This is a genomic window from Mannheimia granulomatis (assembly GCF_013377255.1).
GTDB lineage: Bacteria > Pseudomonadota > Gammaproteobacteria > Enterobacterales > Pasteurellaceae > Mannheimia > Mannheimia granulomatis.
The window spans coordinates 1,778,897-1,794,075 of sequence record NZ_CP016614.1 but is presented as its reverse complement, the minus strand read 5'-3'; the positions used below and the strand labels follow the sequence as shown (position 1 = coordinate 1,794,075).

At 39.4% G+C, this 15,179-nt stretch carries 18 protein-coding genes; 11 read left to right on the top strand and 7 right to left on the bottom strand.

Going from position 1 to position 15,179, the window contains the following annotated elements:
- Nucleotides 1-181 precede the first annotated feature (181 nt).
- From A6B41_RS08295 to A6B41_RS08280, 4 genes are all read left to right on the top strand, one after another.
- Entirely contained in the window at nucleotides 182-1,168 is a 987-nt protein-coding gene (locus A6B41_RS08295) for an oxidoreductase (RefSeq protein ID WP_027074106.1), read from the top strand.
- Between the two features lie 100 nt (nucleotides 1,169-1,268).
- Nucleotides 1,269-2,570, top strand: coding sequence for an NCS2 family permease (locus A6B41_RS08290; RefSeq protein ID WP_027074107.1), 1,302 nt, complete (start codon nucleotides 1,269-1,271; stop codon nucleotides 2,568-2,570).
- 95 nt (nucleotides 2,571-2,665) lie between these two features.
- Nucleotides 2,666-3,022 carry a DsrE/DsrF/TusD sulfur relay family protein gene (locus A6B41_RS08285; RefSeq protein ID WP_027074108.1) on the top strand — a complete coding sequence of 119 codons (357 nt, stop codon included), beginning with the start codon at nucleotides 2,666-2,668 and terminating at the stop codon, nucleotides 3,020-3,022.
- Nucleotides 3,022-4,218 carry a BaiN/RdsA family NAD(P)/FAD-dependent oxidoreductase gene (locus A6B41_RS08280; RefSeq protein ID WP_027074109.1) on the top strand — a complete coding sequence of 399 codons (1,197 nt, stop codon included), beginning with the start codon at nucleotides 3,022-3,024 and terminating at the stop codon, nucleotides 4,216-4,218. Before A6B41_RS08285 ends, A6B41_RS08280 begins: the two co-directional genes overlap by 1 nt.
- Before the next feature lie 57 nt (nucleotides 4,219-4,275).
- Here the strand turns inward: A6B41_RS08280 and infA are convergent, their stop codons facing one another.
- Nucleotides 4,276-4,494, bottom strand: a complete 219-nt coding sequence (gene infA / locus A6B41_RS08275; RefSeq protein ID WP_005598198.1) for a translation initiation factor IF-1 — start codon at nucleotides 4,492-4,494, stop codon at nucleotides 4,276-4,278.
- A 110-nt stretch (nucleotides 4,495-4,604) separates the two neighbouring features.
- On the bottom strand, nucleotides 4,605-5,264 hold the full coding sequence (locus A6B41_RS08270) for a YtjB family periplasmic protein (protein ID WP_027074110.1): 660 nt from the start codon (nucleotides 5,262-5,264) through the stop codon (nucleotides 4,605-4,607).
- Between the two features lie 86 nt (nucleotides 5,265-5,350).
- Between A6B41_RS08270 and serB the strand changes: the two genes are divergently transcribed.
- The 3 genes from serB to A6B41_RS08255 all read left to right on the top strand — a co-directional run bounded on the left by serB (nucleotide 5,351) and on the right by A6B41_RS08255 (nucleotide 6,979).
- Nucleotides 5,351-6,214 (top strand): phosphoserine phosphatase SerB, encoded by an 864-nt coding sequence (gene serB / locus A6B41_RS08265; RefSeq protein ID WP_027074111.1) that lies wholly within the window; start codon nucleotides 5,351-5,353, stop codon nucleotides 6,212-6,214.
- 17 nt (nucleotides 6,215-6,231) lie between these two features.
- Nucleotides 6,232-6,723 (top strand): YajQ family cyclic di-GMP-binding protein, encoded by a 492-nt coding sequence (locus tag A6B41_RS08260; RefSeq protein ID WP_027074112.1) that lies wholly within the window; start codon nucleotides 6,232-6,234, stop codon nucleotides 6,721-6,723.
- A gap of 82 nt (nucleotides 6,724-6,805) precedes the next feature.
- Entirely contained in the window at nucleotides 6,806-6,979 is a 174-nt protein-coding gene (locus A6B41_RS08255; RefSeq protein WP_167325176.1) for a DUF5363 domain-containing protein, read from the top strand.
- A gap of 51 nt (nucleotides 6,980-7,030) precedes the next feature.
- On the opposite strand, the gene A6B41_RS08250 is transcribed toward A6B41_RS08255, so the two are convergent.
- Nucleotides 7,031-7,324, bottom strand: coding sequence for a hypothetical protein (locus A6B41_RS08250; protein WP_027074113.1), 294 nt, complete (start codon nucleotides 7,322-7,324; stop codon nucleotides 7,031-7,033).
- A gap of 73 nt (nucleotides 7,325-7,397) precedes the next feature.
- Nucleotides 7,398-8,357 carry a malate dehydrogenase gene (mdh, locus tag A6B41_RS08245; RefSeq protein WP_032847366.1) on the bottom strand — a complete coding sequence of 320 codons (960 nt, stop codon included), beginning with the start codon at nucleotides 8,355-8,357 and terminating at the stop codon, nucleotides 7,398-7,400.
- Between the two features lie 196 nt (nucleotides 8,358-8,553).
- Here mdh and argR point away from each other — a divergent pair, with 196 nt between their 5' ends.
- The 3 genes from argR to uvrD are packed head-to-tail and all read left to right on the top strand — an operon-like array spanning nucleotide 8,554 to nucleotide 12,205.
- On the top strand, nucleotides 8,554-9,015 hold the full coding sequence (argR, locus tag A6B41_RS08240; protein WP_027074115.1) for a transcriptional regulator ArgR: 462 nt from the start codon (nucleotides 8,554-8,556) through the stop codon (nucleotides 9,013-9,015).
- Nucleotides 9,016-9,063: 48 nt separating this feature from the next.
- Nucleotides 9,064-9,966, top strand: a complete 903-nt coding sequence (locus A6B41_RS08235) for a TIGR01777 family oxidoreductase (protein ID WP_027074116.1) — start codon at nucleotides 9,064-9,066, stop codon at nucleotides 9,964-9,966.
- A gap of 40 nt (nucleotides 9,967-10,006) precedes the next feature.
- Nucleotides 10,007-12,205, top strand: a complete 2,199-nt coding sequence (gene uvrD / locus A6B41_RS08230; protein ID WP_027074117.1) for a DNA helicase II — start codon at nucleotides 10,007-10,009, stop codon at nucleotides 12,203-12,205.
- 56 nt (nucleotides 12,206-12,261) lie between these two features.
- On the opposite strand, the gene A6B41_RS08225 is transcribed toward uvrD, so the two are convergent.
- Both A6B41_RS08225 and A6B41_RS08220 read right to left on the bottom strand, forming a co-directional pair.
- On the bottom strand, nucleotides 12,262-12,891 hold the full coding sequence (locus tag A6B41_RS08225) for a class I SAM-dependent methyltransferase (protein WP_027074118.1): 630 nt from the start codon (nucleotides 12,889-12,891) through the stop codon (nucleotides 12,262-12,264).
- Nucleotides 12,892-13,044: 153 nt separating this feature from the next.
- Nucleotides 13,045-13,260, bottom strand: coding sequence for a YdcH family protein (locus A6B41_RS08220; protein ID WP_027074119.1), 216 nt, complete (start codon nucleotides 13,258-13,260; stop codon nucleotides 13,045-13,047).
- 191 nt (nucleotides 13,261-13,451) lie between these two features.
- Between A6B41_RS08220 and A6B41_RS08215 the strand changes: the two genes are divergently transcribed.
- Nucleotides 13,452-14,300 (top strand): hypothetical protein, encoded by an 849-nt coding sequence (locus A6B41_RS08215; protein ID WP_027074120.1) that lies wholly within the window; start codon nucleotides 13,452-13,454, stop codon nucleotides 14,298-14,300.
- 71 nt (nucleotides 14,301-14,371) lie between these two features.
- Here A6B41_RS08215 and adk read toward each other — a convergent pair whose 3' ends face one another.
- A complete protein-coding gene (adk, locus tag A6B41_RS08210) occupies nucleotides 14,372-15,016 on the bottom strand; it encodes an adenylate kinase (RefSeq protein WP_027074121.1) in 645 nt (214 codons plus the stop codon).
- Between the last annotated feature and the right edge of the window lie 163 nt (nucleotides 15,017-15,179).

Sequence of the window (15,179 nt, the reverse complement as noted above, 5' to 3'; positions counted from 1 at the left end):
ATGAACTATATCAAATATCCATTCATTTGAAAAGTAAATCACAGTGAAAACAAGCGGTGTTTTTTTATTTAAACTTTGCAAAAAATCAGCAAAATTTGACCGCTTGTGCGATTGCTTATGTAACTTACTGCTTTTTAGCATATAATTCCCTCAATTATCAGATAATGAAAAAGGAGCATCTGTGTCAAATATTCATTTAGCAATTGCCAGTGATTTTACGTTAGCGGAAAAATTACTTGAAGCATTAGAAAATAGTGATTTATCTATTGAAAGCATTTCAGCTGTCGAGCTAGAACCTTTTGGTGAGGATCAGAATTTACGTTTTGGGGCAAAAGCGGTGGCTCAATATGCTCTAGATGAAGTGAATTGGGCAGAATTTACCCATGTGTTTTTTGCCGGCAAAATGGCTCAGGCGGAAGTGTTGGCTGAAGCGGTAAAAGCAGGCTGTGTGATTTTGGATTTATACGGCATTACTGCGTTAATCGGTGATGTGCCAGTAGTTGTGCCTAGTGTGAATGATGAAGATGTGGCAAATTTGCGTGAGCGAAATATTGTAGCCCTTGCCAATCCACAAGTGTCACAACTGGCTTTGGCATTAAAGCCACTGTTAGACCAGCCGTTAAAGCAAATTTTTGTAACCTCGCTTTTACCATCGGCCTATTTTGGCGATGATAAAGTCAAAGAACTGGCAGGGCAGACCGCTCGTTTGTTAAATGGGATTCCATTTGATGAAAATGCCGAGCGAATCGCTTTCGATGTGGTGCCGGCAAATGTACAAGGGGAAGAGAAAAATCTCCCATTCTCAAAAGCCTTTGAACTGCAACTTGCAAAAGTTTTGCCGAATTTGACCGCTTGTACTACTTTCCACGCAGTGCAAGTACCGGTGTTTTACGGCGTGTCGCAAATGGTGTCGGTGCAATCTGAATATTCATTAGAGGCGGAAAATTTAAGTGAAACGTGGAAAGCGTCAAATTGGATAAACTTCAACGAAGATTCAGTGATTACCGCGGTTAAAAACGGAGAAAACGAGGAAGAAAACGCTTTAGAAACCAGCCAGTTGTTGGTGAAAGCTGAAAATCAAATCCAGTTTTGGAGTGTGACGGATGAGCAGCGTTTCAGTTTAGCTTTCCTCGCAGTTGAGTTACTAAAATCAGTTTTAGAGTATTAATTACTTGCCAAAAAACAGATTACATGATAAAAATCATCAACGCCCGAGCAAACGATTGCTTGGGCGTTGTTATTTCATTTAATTAAGTTCCGAAGGTCTTATGTTAGAAAAATTATTTCAGCTTAAAGCAAAGGGCAGTAATGCGAAAACCGAGATTGTTGCGGGCATTACCACTTTTTTCACCATGGTTTATATTGTATTTGTAAACCCTTCTATTCTTGGTGTAGCAGGAATGGATACTCAGGTAGTGTTCGTCACCACTTGCTTAATTGCGGCATTTGGTACTATCGCGATGGGGTTATTCAGTAACTTGCCGATTGCACTGGCACCGGCAATGGGATTAAATGCTTTCTTTGCCTTTGTAGTAGTACAAAAATTAGGCTACTCTTGGCAGGTGGGGATGGGAGCAATTTTCTTAGGTTCTGTTGCTTTATTCCTATTAACTGTCTTGCAGGTTCGCTATTGGTTTATGTCATCAATTCCGCTAGGTTTGCGAGTTGGCATAGGTGCTGGGATTGGTTTGTTTATAGCGTTAATCGGCTTTAAAAATATGGGGATCGTGGTTGCAAACCCAGATACATTAGTGACTTTAGGAAATCTGCATGATCCAAAGGTACTGATGGGGATTTTAGGCTTCTTCATTATTGTAGTGCTTGCGGCTAAAGGTATTCATTCAGGGGTGTTGGTCTCTATTGTAGTGGTAACTGCCTTAGCATTGATATTTGACCCTGCGGTTAGCTTTAATGGTATTGTTTCTATGCCTCCAAGCTTAGGCGCTGTTGTAGGTCAAGTAGATATTGCCGGTGCTTTTGATGTGGCATTGTTGGGTATTATGTTTTCATTTATGTTAGTGAATTTATTTGATTCATCAGGCACGTTAATTGCGGTTACAACCAAAGCTGGTTTTGCAGATGAGCAAGGTCGTTTCCCAAGAATGAAACAGGCGTTATTAGTCGATAGTACGGCGGCTATGGTGGGTTCTTATATGGGCACTTCGGCGATTTCTACCTATATTGAAAGTGGCTCAGGCGTGTCGGTTGGCGGCCGCACTGGCTTAACTGCAGTGGTCGTAGGTGTGTTATTCCTATTAACCATTTTCTTCTCTCCATTGGCAGGATTAGTACCGGCTTATGCGACTGCTGGAGCATTAGTTTTCGTGGGGATTTTAATGGCATCTAGCCTCATTGAAGTAAAATGGGATGATTTAACTGAAGCAACCCCGGCTTTTATTACTACAGCAATGATGCCATTTACTTACTCAATTACGGAAGGAATTGCATTTGGCTTTATTAGCTACTGTATAATGAAAGCTTGTACAGGGCGTTGGAAAGAAATTAATCTCTCTGTTGTAGTGGTTTCTTTACTGTTTATTACGAAATTTATTTGGGCTGATGCTCATTAATTTGGTAGACTCTTCATGTTATCCCTCCTGTAGAGGAGGGAATTTTTAATTATCTGTGTGTTTCGTGTATTCCGAGGTAAAACATGTCAAATTCAATTCAAAAGCTGCTTTTCATCATTAATTCTGCTCCTTATGGTAATGAATCTTTTTTCAGTGCATTACGCTTGGCGTTACAAATTCAAGAGCAACATAAAACCAGTACCGAAATCAAACTGTTTTTAATGTCTGATGCAGTCACTGCCGGGCTTGCCAAACAAAATCCGGCTGAAGGTTATCATTTACAGCAGATGCTTGAAATTCTAACGGCTCAAGGCGCTCTGGTGAAGCTCTGTAAAACTTGCACCAATGCTCGTGGCATAACTGATTTACCGCTTGCAGATGGGGTAGAAATCGGCACTTTAATTGAATTGGCAGATTGGACGTTTGAAGCGGATAAGGTACTTAATTTCTAATGCAAAAATTTGATGTCGTCATTATTGGTGCAGGGGCTGCGGGCTTGTTCTGTGGGGCACAACTCGGGCAGGCCGGCAAGAAAGTTGCGATTTTAGATAGTGGCAAGAAAATTGGCCGGAAAATTTTAATGTCCGGTGGCGGCTTTTGTAATTTCACCAATATGGAGGTGAGTGCAGCGAACTACCTTAGCCAAAACCGCCATTTTGTAAAATCAGCGCTTTCTCGTTATACCCAATGGGATTTTATCTCCTTGGTGGCAGCCTATGGAATCAGCTATCACGAAAAAGAACTGGGGCAGCTGTTTTGTGACGAAAGCTCAGAGCAGATTGTTGATTTACTTAAGGCGGAGTGTGATAAAGGGAATGTCGAGATTTTCCTCCGACAAGCGGTTATTTCTGTGGAAAAATTTGCAAATTTTTTCCAAATTTCGACCGCTAGTGAACAATTCCAAACTGATAATTTAGTGATTGCCACAGGTGGTTTGTCTATGCCGGCATTAGGGGCGAGCCCTTTTGGCTATCAAGTCGCCGAACAGTTTGGAATTCCTGTTATCTCATCTCGTGCCAGCCTTGTACCTTTTACGTGGAAAGAGAGTGATAAATATTTTGCTGAACTTTCAGGTATTTCGATTCCTATCATGGTTTCAGCTAACGGCAAAAGTTTCAGCAATCAAATGCTGTTTACTCACCGTGGTTTATCGGGGCCGGCGATTTTGCAGATCTCAAATTATTGGGAGTTGGGCGAAACGGTAGAAATTGATTTGCTCCCATCAGAATCCATAATTGATATTTTAAGCGAACTTCGCCAATCTTCGCCGAAATTACAGCTAAAAACCGTATTAGGTCGCTATTTTCCGAAAAAATTAGTGGATCTTTGGTTAGTGCAAAACTTAGTTACGGATAAAGTTATCGCTCAGCTAAGCAAGGCTGATTTAGCGTTTTTAGACCAATTTATCCACCACTGGCATTTCTTGCCTAATGGCACTGAAGGTTATCGTACCGCTGAAGTGACAAAAGGTGGCGTTGATACCGATTTTATCTCATCTAAAACGATGGAAGCAAAAAACGTTGAAGGGCTTTATTTTATCGGCGAAGTACTAGATGTTACCGGCTGGCTCGGTGGCTATAACTTTCAATGGGCTTGGTCATCGGCTTTTGCCTGTGCGGAAGGGATTATTGAAAAAGCTGAAAAATAGAAAAGCAAAAAATAAAGGCAAACCTTAGTAGTTTGCCTTTATTTTTATACGAACCAATTATCTTGCACGGAAAATAATACGTGCTTTGCTTAAATCGTATGGGGTCATTTCAACGGTAACTTTATCGCCGGTTAAAATACGGATATAGTTTTTACGCATTTTACCTGAAATGTGTGCAGTCACTACATGACCATTTTCTAATTCCACACGAAACATCGTGTTTGGTAAGGTTTCTAAAATTGTACCTTGCATCTCAATGCAATCTTCTTTAGCCATTTATTCCTCTTTTAAGTTTTATTTTTTATGCTATTGCCTTTTGGCGAAAAACGGCGGATATTATACGCTTATTCGCTCAAATTACAATCGTTTATCTCTCTCAGTGCTAACTATTTCCGTTGCAGCAAACGGCGACGAGAATGGAATCGCTGTGTTTGTGTTTTTGTTTTATTCAGTATCGGTCTTGAAACCGCATGAGTGTGGTGAATTTTACGGCGGAAGTAGTAATAAAAACTACCTGCCAATAAAATACCGGTTAACACCAAAATAATCATCTCACCATAAAGTTGGTGGAATTGCTGTTCAACTCTGGCTTTGGTTGTTTGTCCATATTGTGCATCAAATGTGACTCGCAAAAAACCTACCAGCATTTGTTGAGAGAAAATCGGTTCTACAATCTGCTGTGTTTTTTCTACCTGATCAGAATGTAGTAAGGTTTTTAAATTTTTTGCATTTTGGCTGCTGGCAAGTAACATGCCTGCGGGCGAGTAGATATTAGCATCAATAATAAAATTTTCTTTAGCAAAGCTATCTAACGCATCAGCTAACTCTTCTGTTTTAGCATTTTTCACCAGCAAAAAGGAGAAAAGATTTGCTTGTTGGCGTACCAATAAATGTGACAGATTGGATACTTGGTTGATGCTGGCAAGTTGCGAGCCAAATTTAAATTGATTTACGCCCATTAGAATAACCGCAATAATTCCGGCACAGATCAATGTAATGCCTGCGAGTAAAAGCGTTTTTGCGATTTTTTCACGAGTGATATACATTAAAATCCCCTTAAAATGATACGTGATTGTAGCACGGTTTTCTGTTAGATTAACGCAGTAAATTTTAAACTTCATAAAAACAGACTATGACAAACACAATTTTTATCTATTCAAAAACTTTAACTGCGGGTGAAATTGAGCAGTTTTCGCAACAAGCTGAGGCAAAGCTTGTGAAACAAGCGGTTTATTTAGGCTATAAAATTGCATTTTTTGACATAAATTTGACCGCTTGCCAGCTGCGTGAAGCCGCAAAAAATGTGAATGCGGACATCAGTGATCTGAACATCGTTCCAAACCTTAATCAAGCGGGTTTATTACTGATGGATATGGATTCGACCGCTATTAAAATTGAATGTATTGATGAAATTGCCAAGCTTGCAGGCACCGGCGAGGTGGTATCAGCGATTACCGCAAGTGCTATGCGTGGTGAACTTGATTTTGAGCAAAGTTTGCGTAAACGTGTCAGCACATTGGAAAATGCCTCTGAAAGCATTTTGCAAAAAGTACGAGAAAATCTACCGCTTATGGACGGTTTTGAGCTTATGGTTTCCACTCTTAAAGCAAATGGCTGGAAATTGGCTATTGCCTCCGGTGGCTTTGACTATTTTGCTGATTATCTGAAAGAAAAATATGAGCTTGATTTTGCGGTATCGAACCAACTTGAAATTGTGGAGCAAAAGCTCACCGGCAAAGTATTAGGCAAAGTGGTGGATTCTCAATTTAAGGCGGAAACTTTGCAAAATTTAGCGAACACCTTTGATATTCCACAAAATCAATGGGTTGCGGTAGGCGATGGGGCGAATGATTTGCCAATGTTAAAAACGGCAAGTTTAGGCGTTGCCTTGCACGCAAAACCAAAAGTGCAAGAACAAGCGAATTTTGTGGTAAACTTTGGTGATTTAACCGCATTATGTGTCTTACTCAATGCGAATAATTTATTTAAAAGTTAATTTTAGAGGAACAAAAAATGCCATCATTTGATATTGTATCTGAAATCACCCTGCATGAAGTACGTAATGCGGTAGAAAATGCAAACCGTGTATTAAGCACTCGTTATGACTTCCGTGGCGTTGAAGCGATTATTGAATTAAACGAGAAAAATGAAAGTATTAAGCTTACAACCGAATCGGATTTCCAATTAGAGCAGCTACTGGAAATTTTAATTGGCTCTTGCGTAAAACGTGGGATTGAGCATAATTCACTAGATATTCCTTCTGAGAGCGAGCATCATGGTAAGCTCTATTCAAAAGAGATCAAGCTCAAACAAGGGATTGAGTCCGATACGGCGAAGAAAATTACTAAGCTGATTAAAGATTCAAAAATCAAAGTGCAGGCTCAGATTCAAGGAGATCAAGTGCGCGTTACCGGCAAATCTCGTGATGATTTACAAGCAGCGATTCAGTTAGTAAAAGGTGCCGATTTAGGACAACCGTTCCAATTCAATAATTTCCGTGATTAATACGATACAAGCGGTGATTTTTGGTAAAAAAATTGCGAAATTTGACCGCTTGTAATCCTAAAATAGATTTGGGAAGTAGAAAATGAGCGAACAAGCAGAAAAGAAAAGCTGGTTTAAAAAAGCTTTAGAAAAATATGATCGTTTTTGTGATGAGCTGGGCGTAAATCAAGGGGCTTGTCGTGGTTGTGTACCGGTAGTAAAGTTTGACCCGGAACTGGAAAAAGAGTCTAAAAAGCCAAATCAAGAAAAAGCCTAAAAAATGCACAATGGTTGTTATCATTGTGCATTTTTCTTTGAGAAAATTGAATTAATCGGCGTAATAGTGTGAGAACCTTAATTTAACGCCCCCTTCATTAGCACAAGGGTTTTGTATGTCAATAGAATAGCTTCCATTAACGCAAAGTGCTGTGGCATTTCTAGGTTTTACCTGTTCTATTTTTTGAAACCCAGATACAGTATTAGATTCACTAATATGAATATTTTTAGGTTGGGAATAGTCGATATTTTTATCCCCTTTTACTACATTAACAGTCTGCTTTGATGAGCAAGCGGCAAGACCTAATGTAATACAGGCGATTATGCCTAGTTTATATGCTTTCATAATCACTTCCTTTTGCTGGTTTTTCTTATAATGTATAAAAAAAGGGCTGATTACTCAACCCTTATCTTGTTTTTTAACCGTTAACGCTGAAATTCGCACCTTGTGCAATTTCATCATTTAAGGTTGGAATTAATTGTTCTAACTGTTTTTGCTCATATTCACTTAATGGGCCGAGTGATAGCACTTCTTCAACACCGTTCACACCAAAGCGAATCGGATAAGCGAAGAATGGTGAGTAACGAGAGTCATCACTGTCAATATAGGCATAACGAATCACGTTTTCACCCATCAAGCCGCGTAATACACCACAAGTAAAGCGTGCTGCAGCTTCTGCCATGGATAAGGTTGCAGAACCACCACCTGCTTTTGCTTCAACGACTTCTGTTCCTGCATTTTGAATACGATGAGTTAAACGCTCAACTTCTTCTTGAGTAAATTCAAGTTTTAGACCATTTGCGGTTGCTTGAGATAATAATGGTAGGATAGTTGGTGCCGAGTGACCGCCCACAACAGGCACTTTTACATATTTCACGTTTTCGCCTTTTGTTTCGGCCACAAAAGTTTCTGCACGGATAACGTCTAATGTGGTTACACCAAATAATTTACGTTTGTCGTAAACACCGGCTTTTTTCAATACATCTGCTGCAATTGGAATTAGGGTATTTACAGGGTTGGTAATAATAGCGATACAAGCATTAGGGCAAACCTGAGCTGCTTTTTCTACCAATTTATAGACAATGCTTGCATTGGTATTAAATAAATCTGCGCGTGTCATTCCCGGTTTACGGGCAACACCGGCAGAAATAACGACCAAATCAGCATTTTCAAGAGCGGGAGCCAAATCATCACCCGCATAACCGCTAACTTTTACACCGGTTGGAATATGGCTTAAATCCACTGCAACACCCGGTGTAACAGGGGCAATATCATAAAGAGCTAATTCGGTTTGTGCCGGTAAATTGAGTTTTAATAATAGGGCTAGAGATTGACCAATTCCACCCGCTGAACCTAAAAGTGCGACTTTTTTAGACATAAATATTCTCCTAAAAAGTGATAGAAATTTAATGAAAGATAGTGTATGAGAATTTATATTCTGATTCAAACATGAATTTTCATTTTTGAGACATACAGCAAATTTTTGTAGGATTTTTTTGTAAGTCAATTGCTTTTTCTGCATAGATAAGCAAAAATTGTGAATATTTTGATATTTAAATGAATAAGAGACAACTGTGGATAAATTAGATAAGCTTTCAGAAGCTTTTAAATTACTATTAAAAGAAGAAAAATTCGGTTCACAAGGTGAAATTGTAGCTGCATTGCAAGAAATGGGGTTTGATAACATAAACCAATCGAAAGTATCTCGAATGCTCTCTAAATTTGGTGCGGTGAGAACACGTAACACTAAAATGGAGATGGTTTATCAGCTTCCGGCAGAGCTCAGCGTGCCGACTACATCCAGCCCATTAAAAAATTTGGTAGTAGATGTTGATTATAACGAAGCGTTGATTGTTGTGAAAACCAGCCCGGGCGCGGCACAGCTTATTGCTCGTTTATTGGATTCTATCGGCAAATCAGAGGGGATCTTAGGTACGATTGCAGGTGACGATACTATTTTTATTACACCGGTTCGTCATGTGCTAACTGAAGATTTAACTAAGAAGATTACGGAATTATTTGAAACATCATTATAGTTAATTTTGAAGGAGGGCTTATGCCCTCCTTTATGTTAAGGAGTATTTATGAAAATTTTAGTAACAGGCGGTACAGGCTTTATTGGTACTGAATTGGTTAGATGCTTGAAATCTGAAAACCATCACTTTACTCTTTTAACGAGAAATAGAGAACTGAAAAGTGATGATAAACAGATTCAATATTGTTACTCGTTAGACGAATTTTCCGATCTAAATGATTTTGATGCTGTGATTAATTTTGCCGGTGAGCCTATTTTTGATAAGCATTGGACAGAAAAGCAGAAAGAAAAACTGTTTAAAAGTCGTATAGAGGTTACCGCTAAGTTGAGCAAATTAATTCAGCAAAGCCAGCAGCCACCGCATACTTTTCTTTCCGGTTCGGCGATTGGAATTTATGGCGATTTGCCACAGTCTTCAAATTTTTATACAGAATCGACCGCTTGTATTGCCGGCGATTTTGCTGCCACACTCTGCCAAGCGTGGGAAAATGAAGCTTTAAAAGCAGCGAGTGAGAAAACCCGAGTTTGCGTTATTCGTACAGGCATGGTGCTTTCACCTAATGGTGGCGCTTTAAAAAAGATGTTGCCTCTCTATAAATGTGGCTTAGGCGGAAAACTCGGTTCAGGCAAGCAATATTGGGGGTGGATAAGCCTGCAAGACCACGTACAAGCGGTTATTTTTTTACTGAAAAATGCAAATTGTTCTGGGGCATTTAATTTTGTTGCACCGAATCCGGTCACCAATGCCGAATTTAATGAAGCGCTTGCTAGAGCGGTGCAAAAACCTGCCATTTTTCATGTTCCGGCATTTATGTTGAAATTAATATTGGGCGAGCGGGCAAACTTACTATTAGACAATCAGCAAATCATTCCTGAAAAATTAGTGAAGGCAGGGTTTCAATTCCAAGATCCGATTTTAAGCGAGAAAGTTTTTCTTAAAGCACCAAAATAAGCTATAATGCTGTATAAAAGAACATATTAAAAGGTGTTTTATGGATTTTTCATTATTGTTAGACGGTTTAAATGACAGGCAGCGAGAAGCGGTTGCTGCTCCTATTGGCAATTATTTAGTATTGGCCGGTGCAGGTTCGGGCAAAACACGGGTGCTAACTCATCGTATTGCTTGGTTGATTGGCGTAGAAAATGTGCCGGAATCGAATATTTTGGCGGTAACCTTTACCAATAAAGCTGCGGCAGAAATGCGACACAGAATTGAGTATACGCTTTCTCAATCAAGTAATAACCGGCTGTTTGGTATGTGGGTCGGTACTTTTCATAGCATTGCCAACCGCTTACTGCGTTCGCATTATTTGGATGCCGGCTTGCCACAAGATTTCCAAATTATGGACACCGAAGATCAGCAACGTTTGCTTAAACGCTTGCTCAAACTGCATAATATTGATGAAAAACATTTCCCACCAAAACACGTCGCTTGGTATATCAATGCACAAAAAGATAAAGGAAAACGGGCAAAAGAGATCGAACACCACAACGATCCCAATGAGAAAAAATTGGTTGAGATCTATCAAATTTATCAAGATGCTTGCGATCGTGCCGGTCTTTTGGATTTTGCCGAGTTGCTGATTCGTGCTTATGAATTATTCAAACACAAGCCTGCAATTTTACAGCGTTATCAGCAACGTTTTCAGCATATTTTGATTGATGAGTTCCAAGATACTAACAATATTCAGTATGATTTGATCCGCTTGCTGGCAGGCGATTCCGGCAAAGTGATGATTGTGGGCGATGACGACCAATCCATTTACGGCTGGCGTGGGGCTCAAGTGGAAAATATCCAACGTTTTCTGGACGATTATGACAATGCTCAAACTATTCGTTTGGAACAAAATTACCGCTCGACAGGCCATATTCTAAATTGTGCGAATGAGTTGATTGCCAACAACGACAACCGGTTAGGTAAAAATTTATGGACAGACAGTGGTGATGGCGAACCGGTGGATATTTACTGTGCGTTTAACGAGTTAGATGAGGCTCGCTTTATTGCTTCACAAATCAAACAATGGAAAGAAGATGAGGGCGATTTGAGCGAATGTGCGGTACTTTACCGTAGCAACAGCCAATCTCGTGTGATTGAAGAAGCCTTAATTCAAGCCAATATTCCTTACCGGATTTATGGTGGAATGCGATTCTTTGAACGCCAAGAAATCAAAGATGCGTTGGCATATTTACGTTTGATTGCCAATCGCCAAGATGATGCTGCGTTTGAGCGGGTAATTAATACTCCAACTCGAGGGATTGGCGAGCGCACCTTAGATCTGCTTCGTCAAATTACCCGTAACCGCCAAATTACTTTGTGGCAAGCGGTGCAAGTGGCGATTCAAGAAGAACAACTTTCAGGGCGTGCCGCTTCCGCATTGTTACGTTTTGTTGAGCTGATTAATGCCTTAGATCAGGAAACCGAGCAGATGTCGCTTGCCGAGCAAACCGATTTTGTGATTAAAAAATCTGGCTTATATGAAATGTACAAGCAAGAAAAAGGCGAAAAAGGTGAGGTGCGGATTGAGAACTTGGAAGAGTTAGTGACTGCAACCAAGCAATTTGTAAAGCCGGATGAAGCAGAAGATTTAACTGACCTTACTGCCTTTTTAACTCATGCCTCCCTTGAGGCCGGAGAATCCCAGGCTTCACAACATGAAGATTATGTGGAATTAATGACCCTGCATTCAGCAAAAGGTTTGGAATTTCCACGGGTCTTTATGGTGGGGGTAGAAGAGGGTATTTTTCCAAGCGGGATGAGCTTTGATGAAGGTAGGTTGCAAGAAGAACGACGTTTAGCCTATGTGGGCATTACTCGTGCCAAGAAAAAACTAACTATCAGCTATGCAGAATTACGCCGTTTATATGGTAAGGAAGAGCGCCATATTCCGTCGCGTTTTATTGCCGAATTGCCGGAAGAAAACATTCGTGAAGTCCGCTTAAGAGGTTCGATTAACCGAGCAGCGAGTTTTGCTCAACCGACGGCATTTGCAAAAAATCCGCAAAAAACGACCGCTTCCATCTTAGATGACGATACTTGGAAAATGGGCCAGAAAGTCAGCCACGCTAAATTTGGGCAAGGCACGATTATTAACGTGGAAGGTTCAGGCGAGGCAACCCGCTTGCAAGTAGCGTTTGTCGGCAATGGCATAAAGTGGTTAATTGCTAAAATGGCAAATTTGCAGAAAATTTAGCAGATAAATATCGTTTCTCTATTTTAATAAGCCGTATCAAAATAGAGAAACTGATTTTAATCTTTTCTCTTAATCACATGCAGTTGATATGGCGGTAAATTTTGGACCACATGGAGTTTCTGTTGATAAGTATTCACATAGTGATCTACTGCCGGTTTAACTAACATATAATGCCTTTGTTCTCCTTCATTATCCGGCGACCAAAGATAATCATCAAAGCTAATTATTCCTCCTTGTCGAACAAGTCGATGAGCAAGTAGAGCATCGAATAATACATCAGGCGCTTCATGCGAGCCGTCAATATAAACATAGTCAAAGTAGCCTTCATAGCCATTTGCCAGCAGATCTATCATTCTTGAATGTGAATAGCCGCGTTTTTTATGTACGGTGGCAGTTGGGTAATGCTCTATAGCAAGCTTAATATTATGCACAAAATTTTGTTCAACTTGCCCCATATTCCAAACTCCTGCATGTTCTGCACCACCTTCCCAACTGTCGATACAGGTAATTTCTACATTCGGTTGATATTCAAGTGCTTTTTCAATAAAAAAGACGGTTGAACGCCCTTCAAAAGAGCCGATTTCTAAAATACGTTGTGGTTTTAGGTAATCAAAAATAGAGTTTAAGCTGGGAATATTATGGCTGAACCAATCGGAGCTGAATTGATATTCTTCCGGAGTAGGCATAATCTGTTTTTCCTGTTCATAGTGAATTAGTAAAGTTATTCTAGTGAATTGTTCAATATTTAGCAAAGAACAATCTTTATTTGACCGTTTTTCATTTCCAAAATAGAAAAGCCCAGAATCTCTGGGCTTTTACTCTACTATTTGATTGAGGTGTTAAGTGGATCTCTGTTTTAGAATGGCATAAAGCTGATCTTTTAGATGCAATTTCTCTTTTTTTAGCATCTCAACTTCTTCGTGGGTGGCAAGTTCTATATTGGCCTCCATATTTTTAATACGTTGATCAAGTTCGTTATGCTTATCAAACAAGCGAGCAAAATGTAAATCGTTTTGTTTTAATTGTGTGATTAAATCACGAAATTCTGGAAACATATTTGGCTCCTATAGGGTTGTTTGGAAATTTTCTTATGTTGAAATACTAGCACTTTTTTGCTTATTTACTGTTAAATCTTTCTATTTTTTTGAACTTGATCACAAAATTTATATCGAAAATTATAATTGTGATAGCAGTATTTAACGCTATAATAGCAAGTAGGAATTTTATTTTTAAGGACACAAAAATAATGCGTTACAAAGTGGTCTTTTCAATGTTGCTTTCTTTATTTGTAGGAACGGCAAATGCAAATTGGACAAAAATTAATGAAGTAGATTATACGTGGGGACCGTTTAATATTTACAATATCACGCTTTTTACAGAAAAGGGCATTTACACTGAGGGCACTCGTCCGTTAATGTTAACCTTACAGTATAAAAAACCGTGGGAAGGGCGTGATTTTGCTGTCTCGCTAGCAAGAACTTGGAATAATTTAGGCATTAAATTACCGGAAAAAGAAGTTGATGAAGTGATTACTCATCTTAGGAAAACTTTTCCTGATATCAAACCGGAAGATAACTTACATTACATTGCCTTAGAAGATAGAGGCTATTTTATTTTAAACGACAAAGTAGTATCTGATATTTTTAATAAAGAGTTTAGTGATGCTATTGTCGCGATTTGGCTTGACCCGAAAATGGATATTAGCCGTCAATTGCTCGATCCTTCTTACAAAGCTCAACCTAAGCCGGTTGAAGTAAAACCGCAAGAGGATGCCGTAGCCAATACAGAAAAAAAGGCTAAAGAAACAGAAGGTGAAGAGAAAGTTAAAGTGAATTCAGAAAAAACAACTGTACCGGCTGAACAGGAATTATCAGCAAAAACACCTTCCATGAGTGAAAAAGTGGACGCTGTCCCGGCTTTAAGCAATATTACATCAGAGAGTCATAGCGAGGGTACAGTAGAAAAGGCTGGGGAAGTAAAACAGACTGAGATAAAAAGCGAAGAAAAGCCGAAACAGGCAGAATTGGAAAATCCGGAAATTTTTATTTCACCGATTTATGATGATTTCTTAATGCTATCGAAAAATTATATTTAAGCGAATTAAAGCAAAAAAACAAGCGGTAAAATTTTCAAGAAATTTTACCGCTTGTTGGTTAAAAGAAAGGATTAACCTAAAATTTTCGCTAATTCCGCACTTACTTCTTCCACCGGTTTTGTACCGTCTAAACGTTCATAACGCGTGTTGCCTGCTTCTGCTTCAGCGGTGTAATAAGCGATTAATGGTTTAGTTTGTTTATGATAAATCGCCAAACGCTCTAATACGGTTTCTGGTTTATCATCTTGGCGGATAATTAAATCTTCACCTGTCACATCATCTTTACCTTCCACTTTTGGTGGGTTGTAAACCACATGGTAAGTACGACCAGACGGTTGGTGAACACGGCGACCGCTCATACGTTCAACAATCACTTCATCAGCTACATCAAACTCTAACACTAAATCAATTTTTACGCCTGACTCTTTTAACGCATCGGCTTGTGGAATGGTGCGAGGGAAACCGTCTAATAAGAAACCGTTAGCACAATCCGGCTGCGCGATACGATCTTTTACTAATGCTACAGTTAATTCATCCGGTACTAATTTACCTTCGTCCATTAATGCCTTTGCTTGTTTTCCTAATTCGGTTCCTTCTTTGATTGCTGCACGGAACATATCGCCTGTTGAGATTTGCGGAATCCCGAATTTATTCATAATAAACTGAGCTTGTGTACCTTTGCCCGCACCTGGTGCACCTAATAAAATCACTTTCATTTGAGAACCTCGCTAAAAATAAAAAATAGTAAATTGTTTTAGGCAGTAACCTTACCGATTACTGTCTAAAATTGCAAATTTTTTTCAACAAAATACAAGGCATTTTGAACATCAGCTTTGCCGATGGCTCCAAGGAGCGAACAAAATTATTTGCAATTTTGTG

Bases quoted from the DNA above. Each gene is read 5' to 3' on its own strand.
- A6B41_RS08290 (WP_027074107.1), top strand. From the start codon at position 1,269: ATGTTAGAAAAATTATTTCAGCTTAAAGCAAAGGGCAGTAATGCGAAA.
- A6B41_RS08280 (WP_027074109.1), top strand. From the start codon at position 3,022: ATGCAAAAATTTGATGTCGTCATTATTGGTGCAGGGGCTGCGGGCTTG.
- infA (WP_005598198.1), bottom strand. From the start codon at position 4,494: ATGGCTAAAGAAGATTGCATTGAGATGCAAGGTACAATTTTAGAAACC.
- A6B41_RS08270 (WP_027074110.1), bottom strand. From the start codon at position 5,264: ATGTATATCACTCGTGAAAAAATCGCAAAAACGCTTTTACTCGCAGGC.
- serB (WP_027074111.1), top strand. From the start codon at position 5,351: ATGACAAACACAATTTTTATCTATTCAAAAACTTTAACTGCGGGTGAA.
- A6B41_RS08260 (WP_027074112.1), top strand. From the start codon at position 6,232: ATGCCATCATTTGATATTGTATCTGAAATCACCCTGCATGAAGTACGT.
- A6B41_RS08255 (WP_167325176.1), top strand. From the start codon at position 6,806: ATGAGCGAACAAGCAGAAAAGAAAAGCTGGTTTAAAAAAGCTTTAGAA.
- A6B41_RS08250 (WP_027074113.1), bottom strand. From the start codon at position 7,324: ATGAAAGCATATAAACTAGGCATAATCGCCTGTATTACATTAGGTCTT.
- mdh (WP_032847366.1), bottom strand. From the start codon at position 8,357: ATGTCTAAAAAAGTCGCACTTTTAGGTTCAGCGGGTGGAATTGGTCAA.
- A6B41_RS08235 (WP_027074116.1), top strand. From the start codon at position 9,064: ATGAAAATTTTAGTAACAGGCGGTACAGGCTTTATTGGTACTGAATTG.
- uvrD (WP_027074117.1), top strand. From the start codon at position 10,007: ATGGATTTTTCATTATTGTTAGACGGTTTAAATGACAGGCAGCGAGAA.
- A6B41_RS08225 (WP_027074118.1), bottom strand. From the start codon at position 12,891: ATGCCTACTCCGGAAGAATATCAATTCAGCTCCGATTGGTTCAGCCAT.
- A6B41_RS08220 (WP_027074119.1), bottom strand. From the start codon at position 13,260: ATGTTTCCAGAATTTCGTGATTTAATCACACAATTAAAACAAAACGAT.
- A6B41_RS08215 (WP_027074120.1), top strand. From the start codon at position 13,452: ATGCGTTACAAAGTGGTCTTTTCAATGTTGCTTTCTTTATTTGTAGGA.
- adk (WP_027074121.1), bottom strand. From the start codon at position 15,016: ATGAAAGTGATTTTATTAGGTGCACCAGGTGCGGGCAAAGGTACACAA.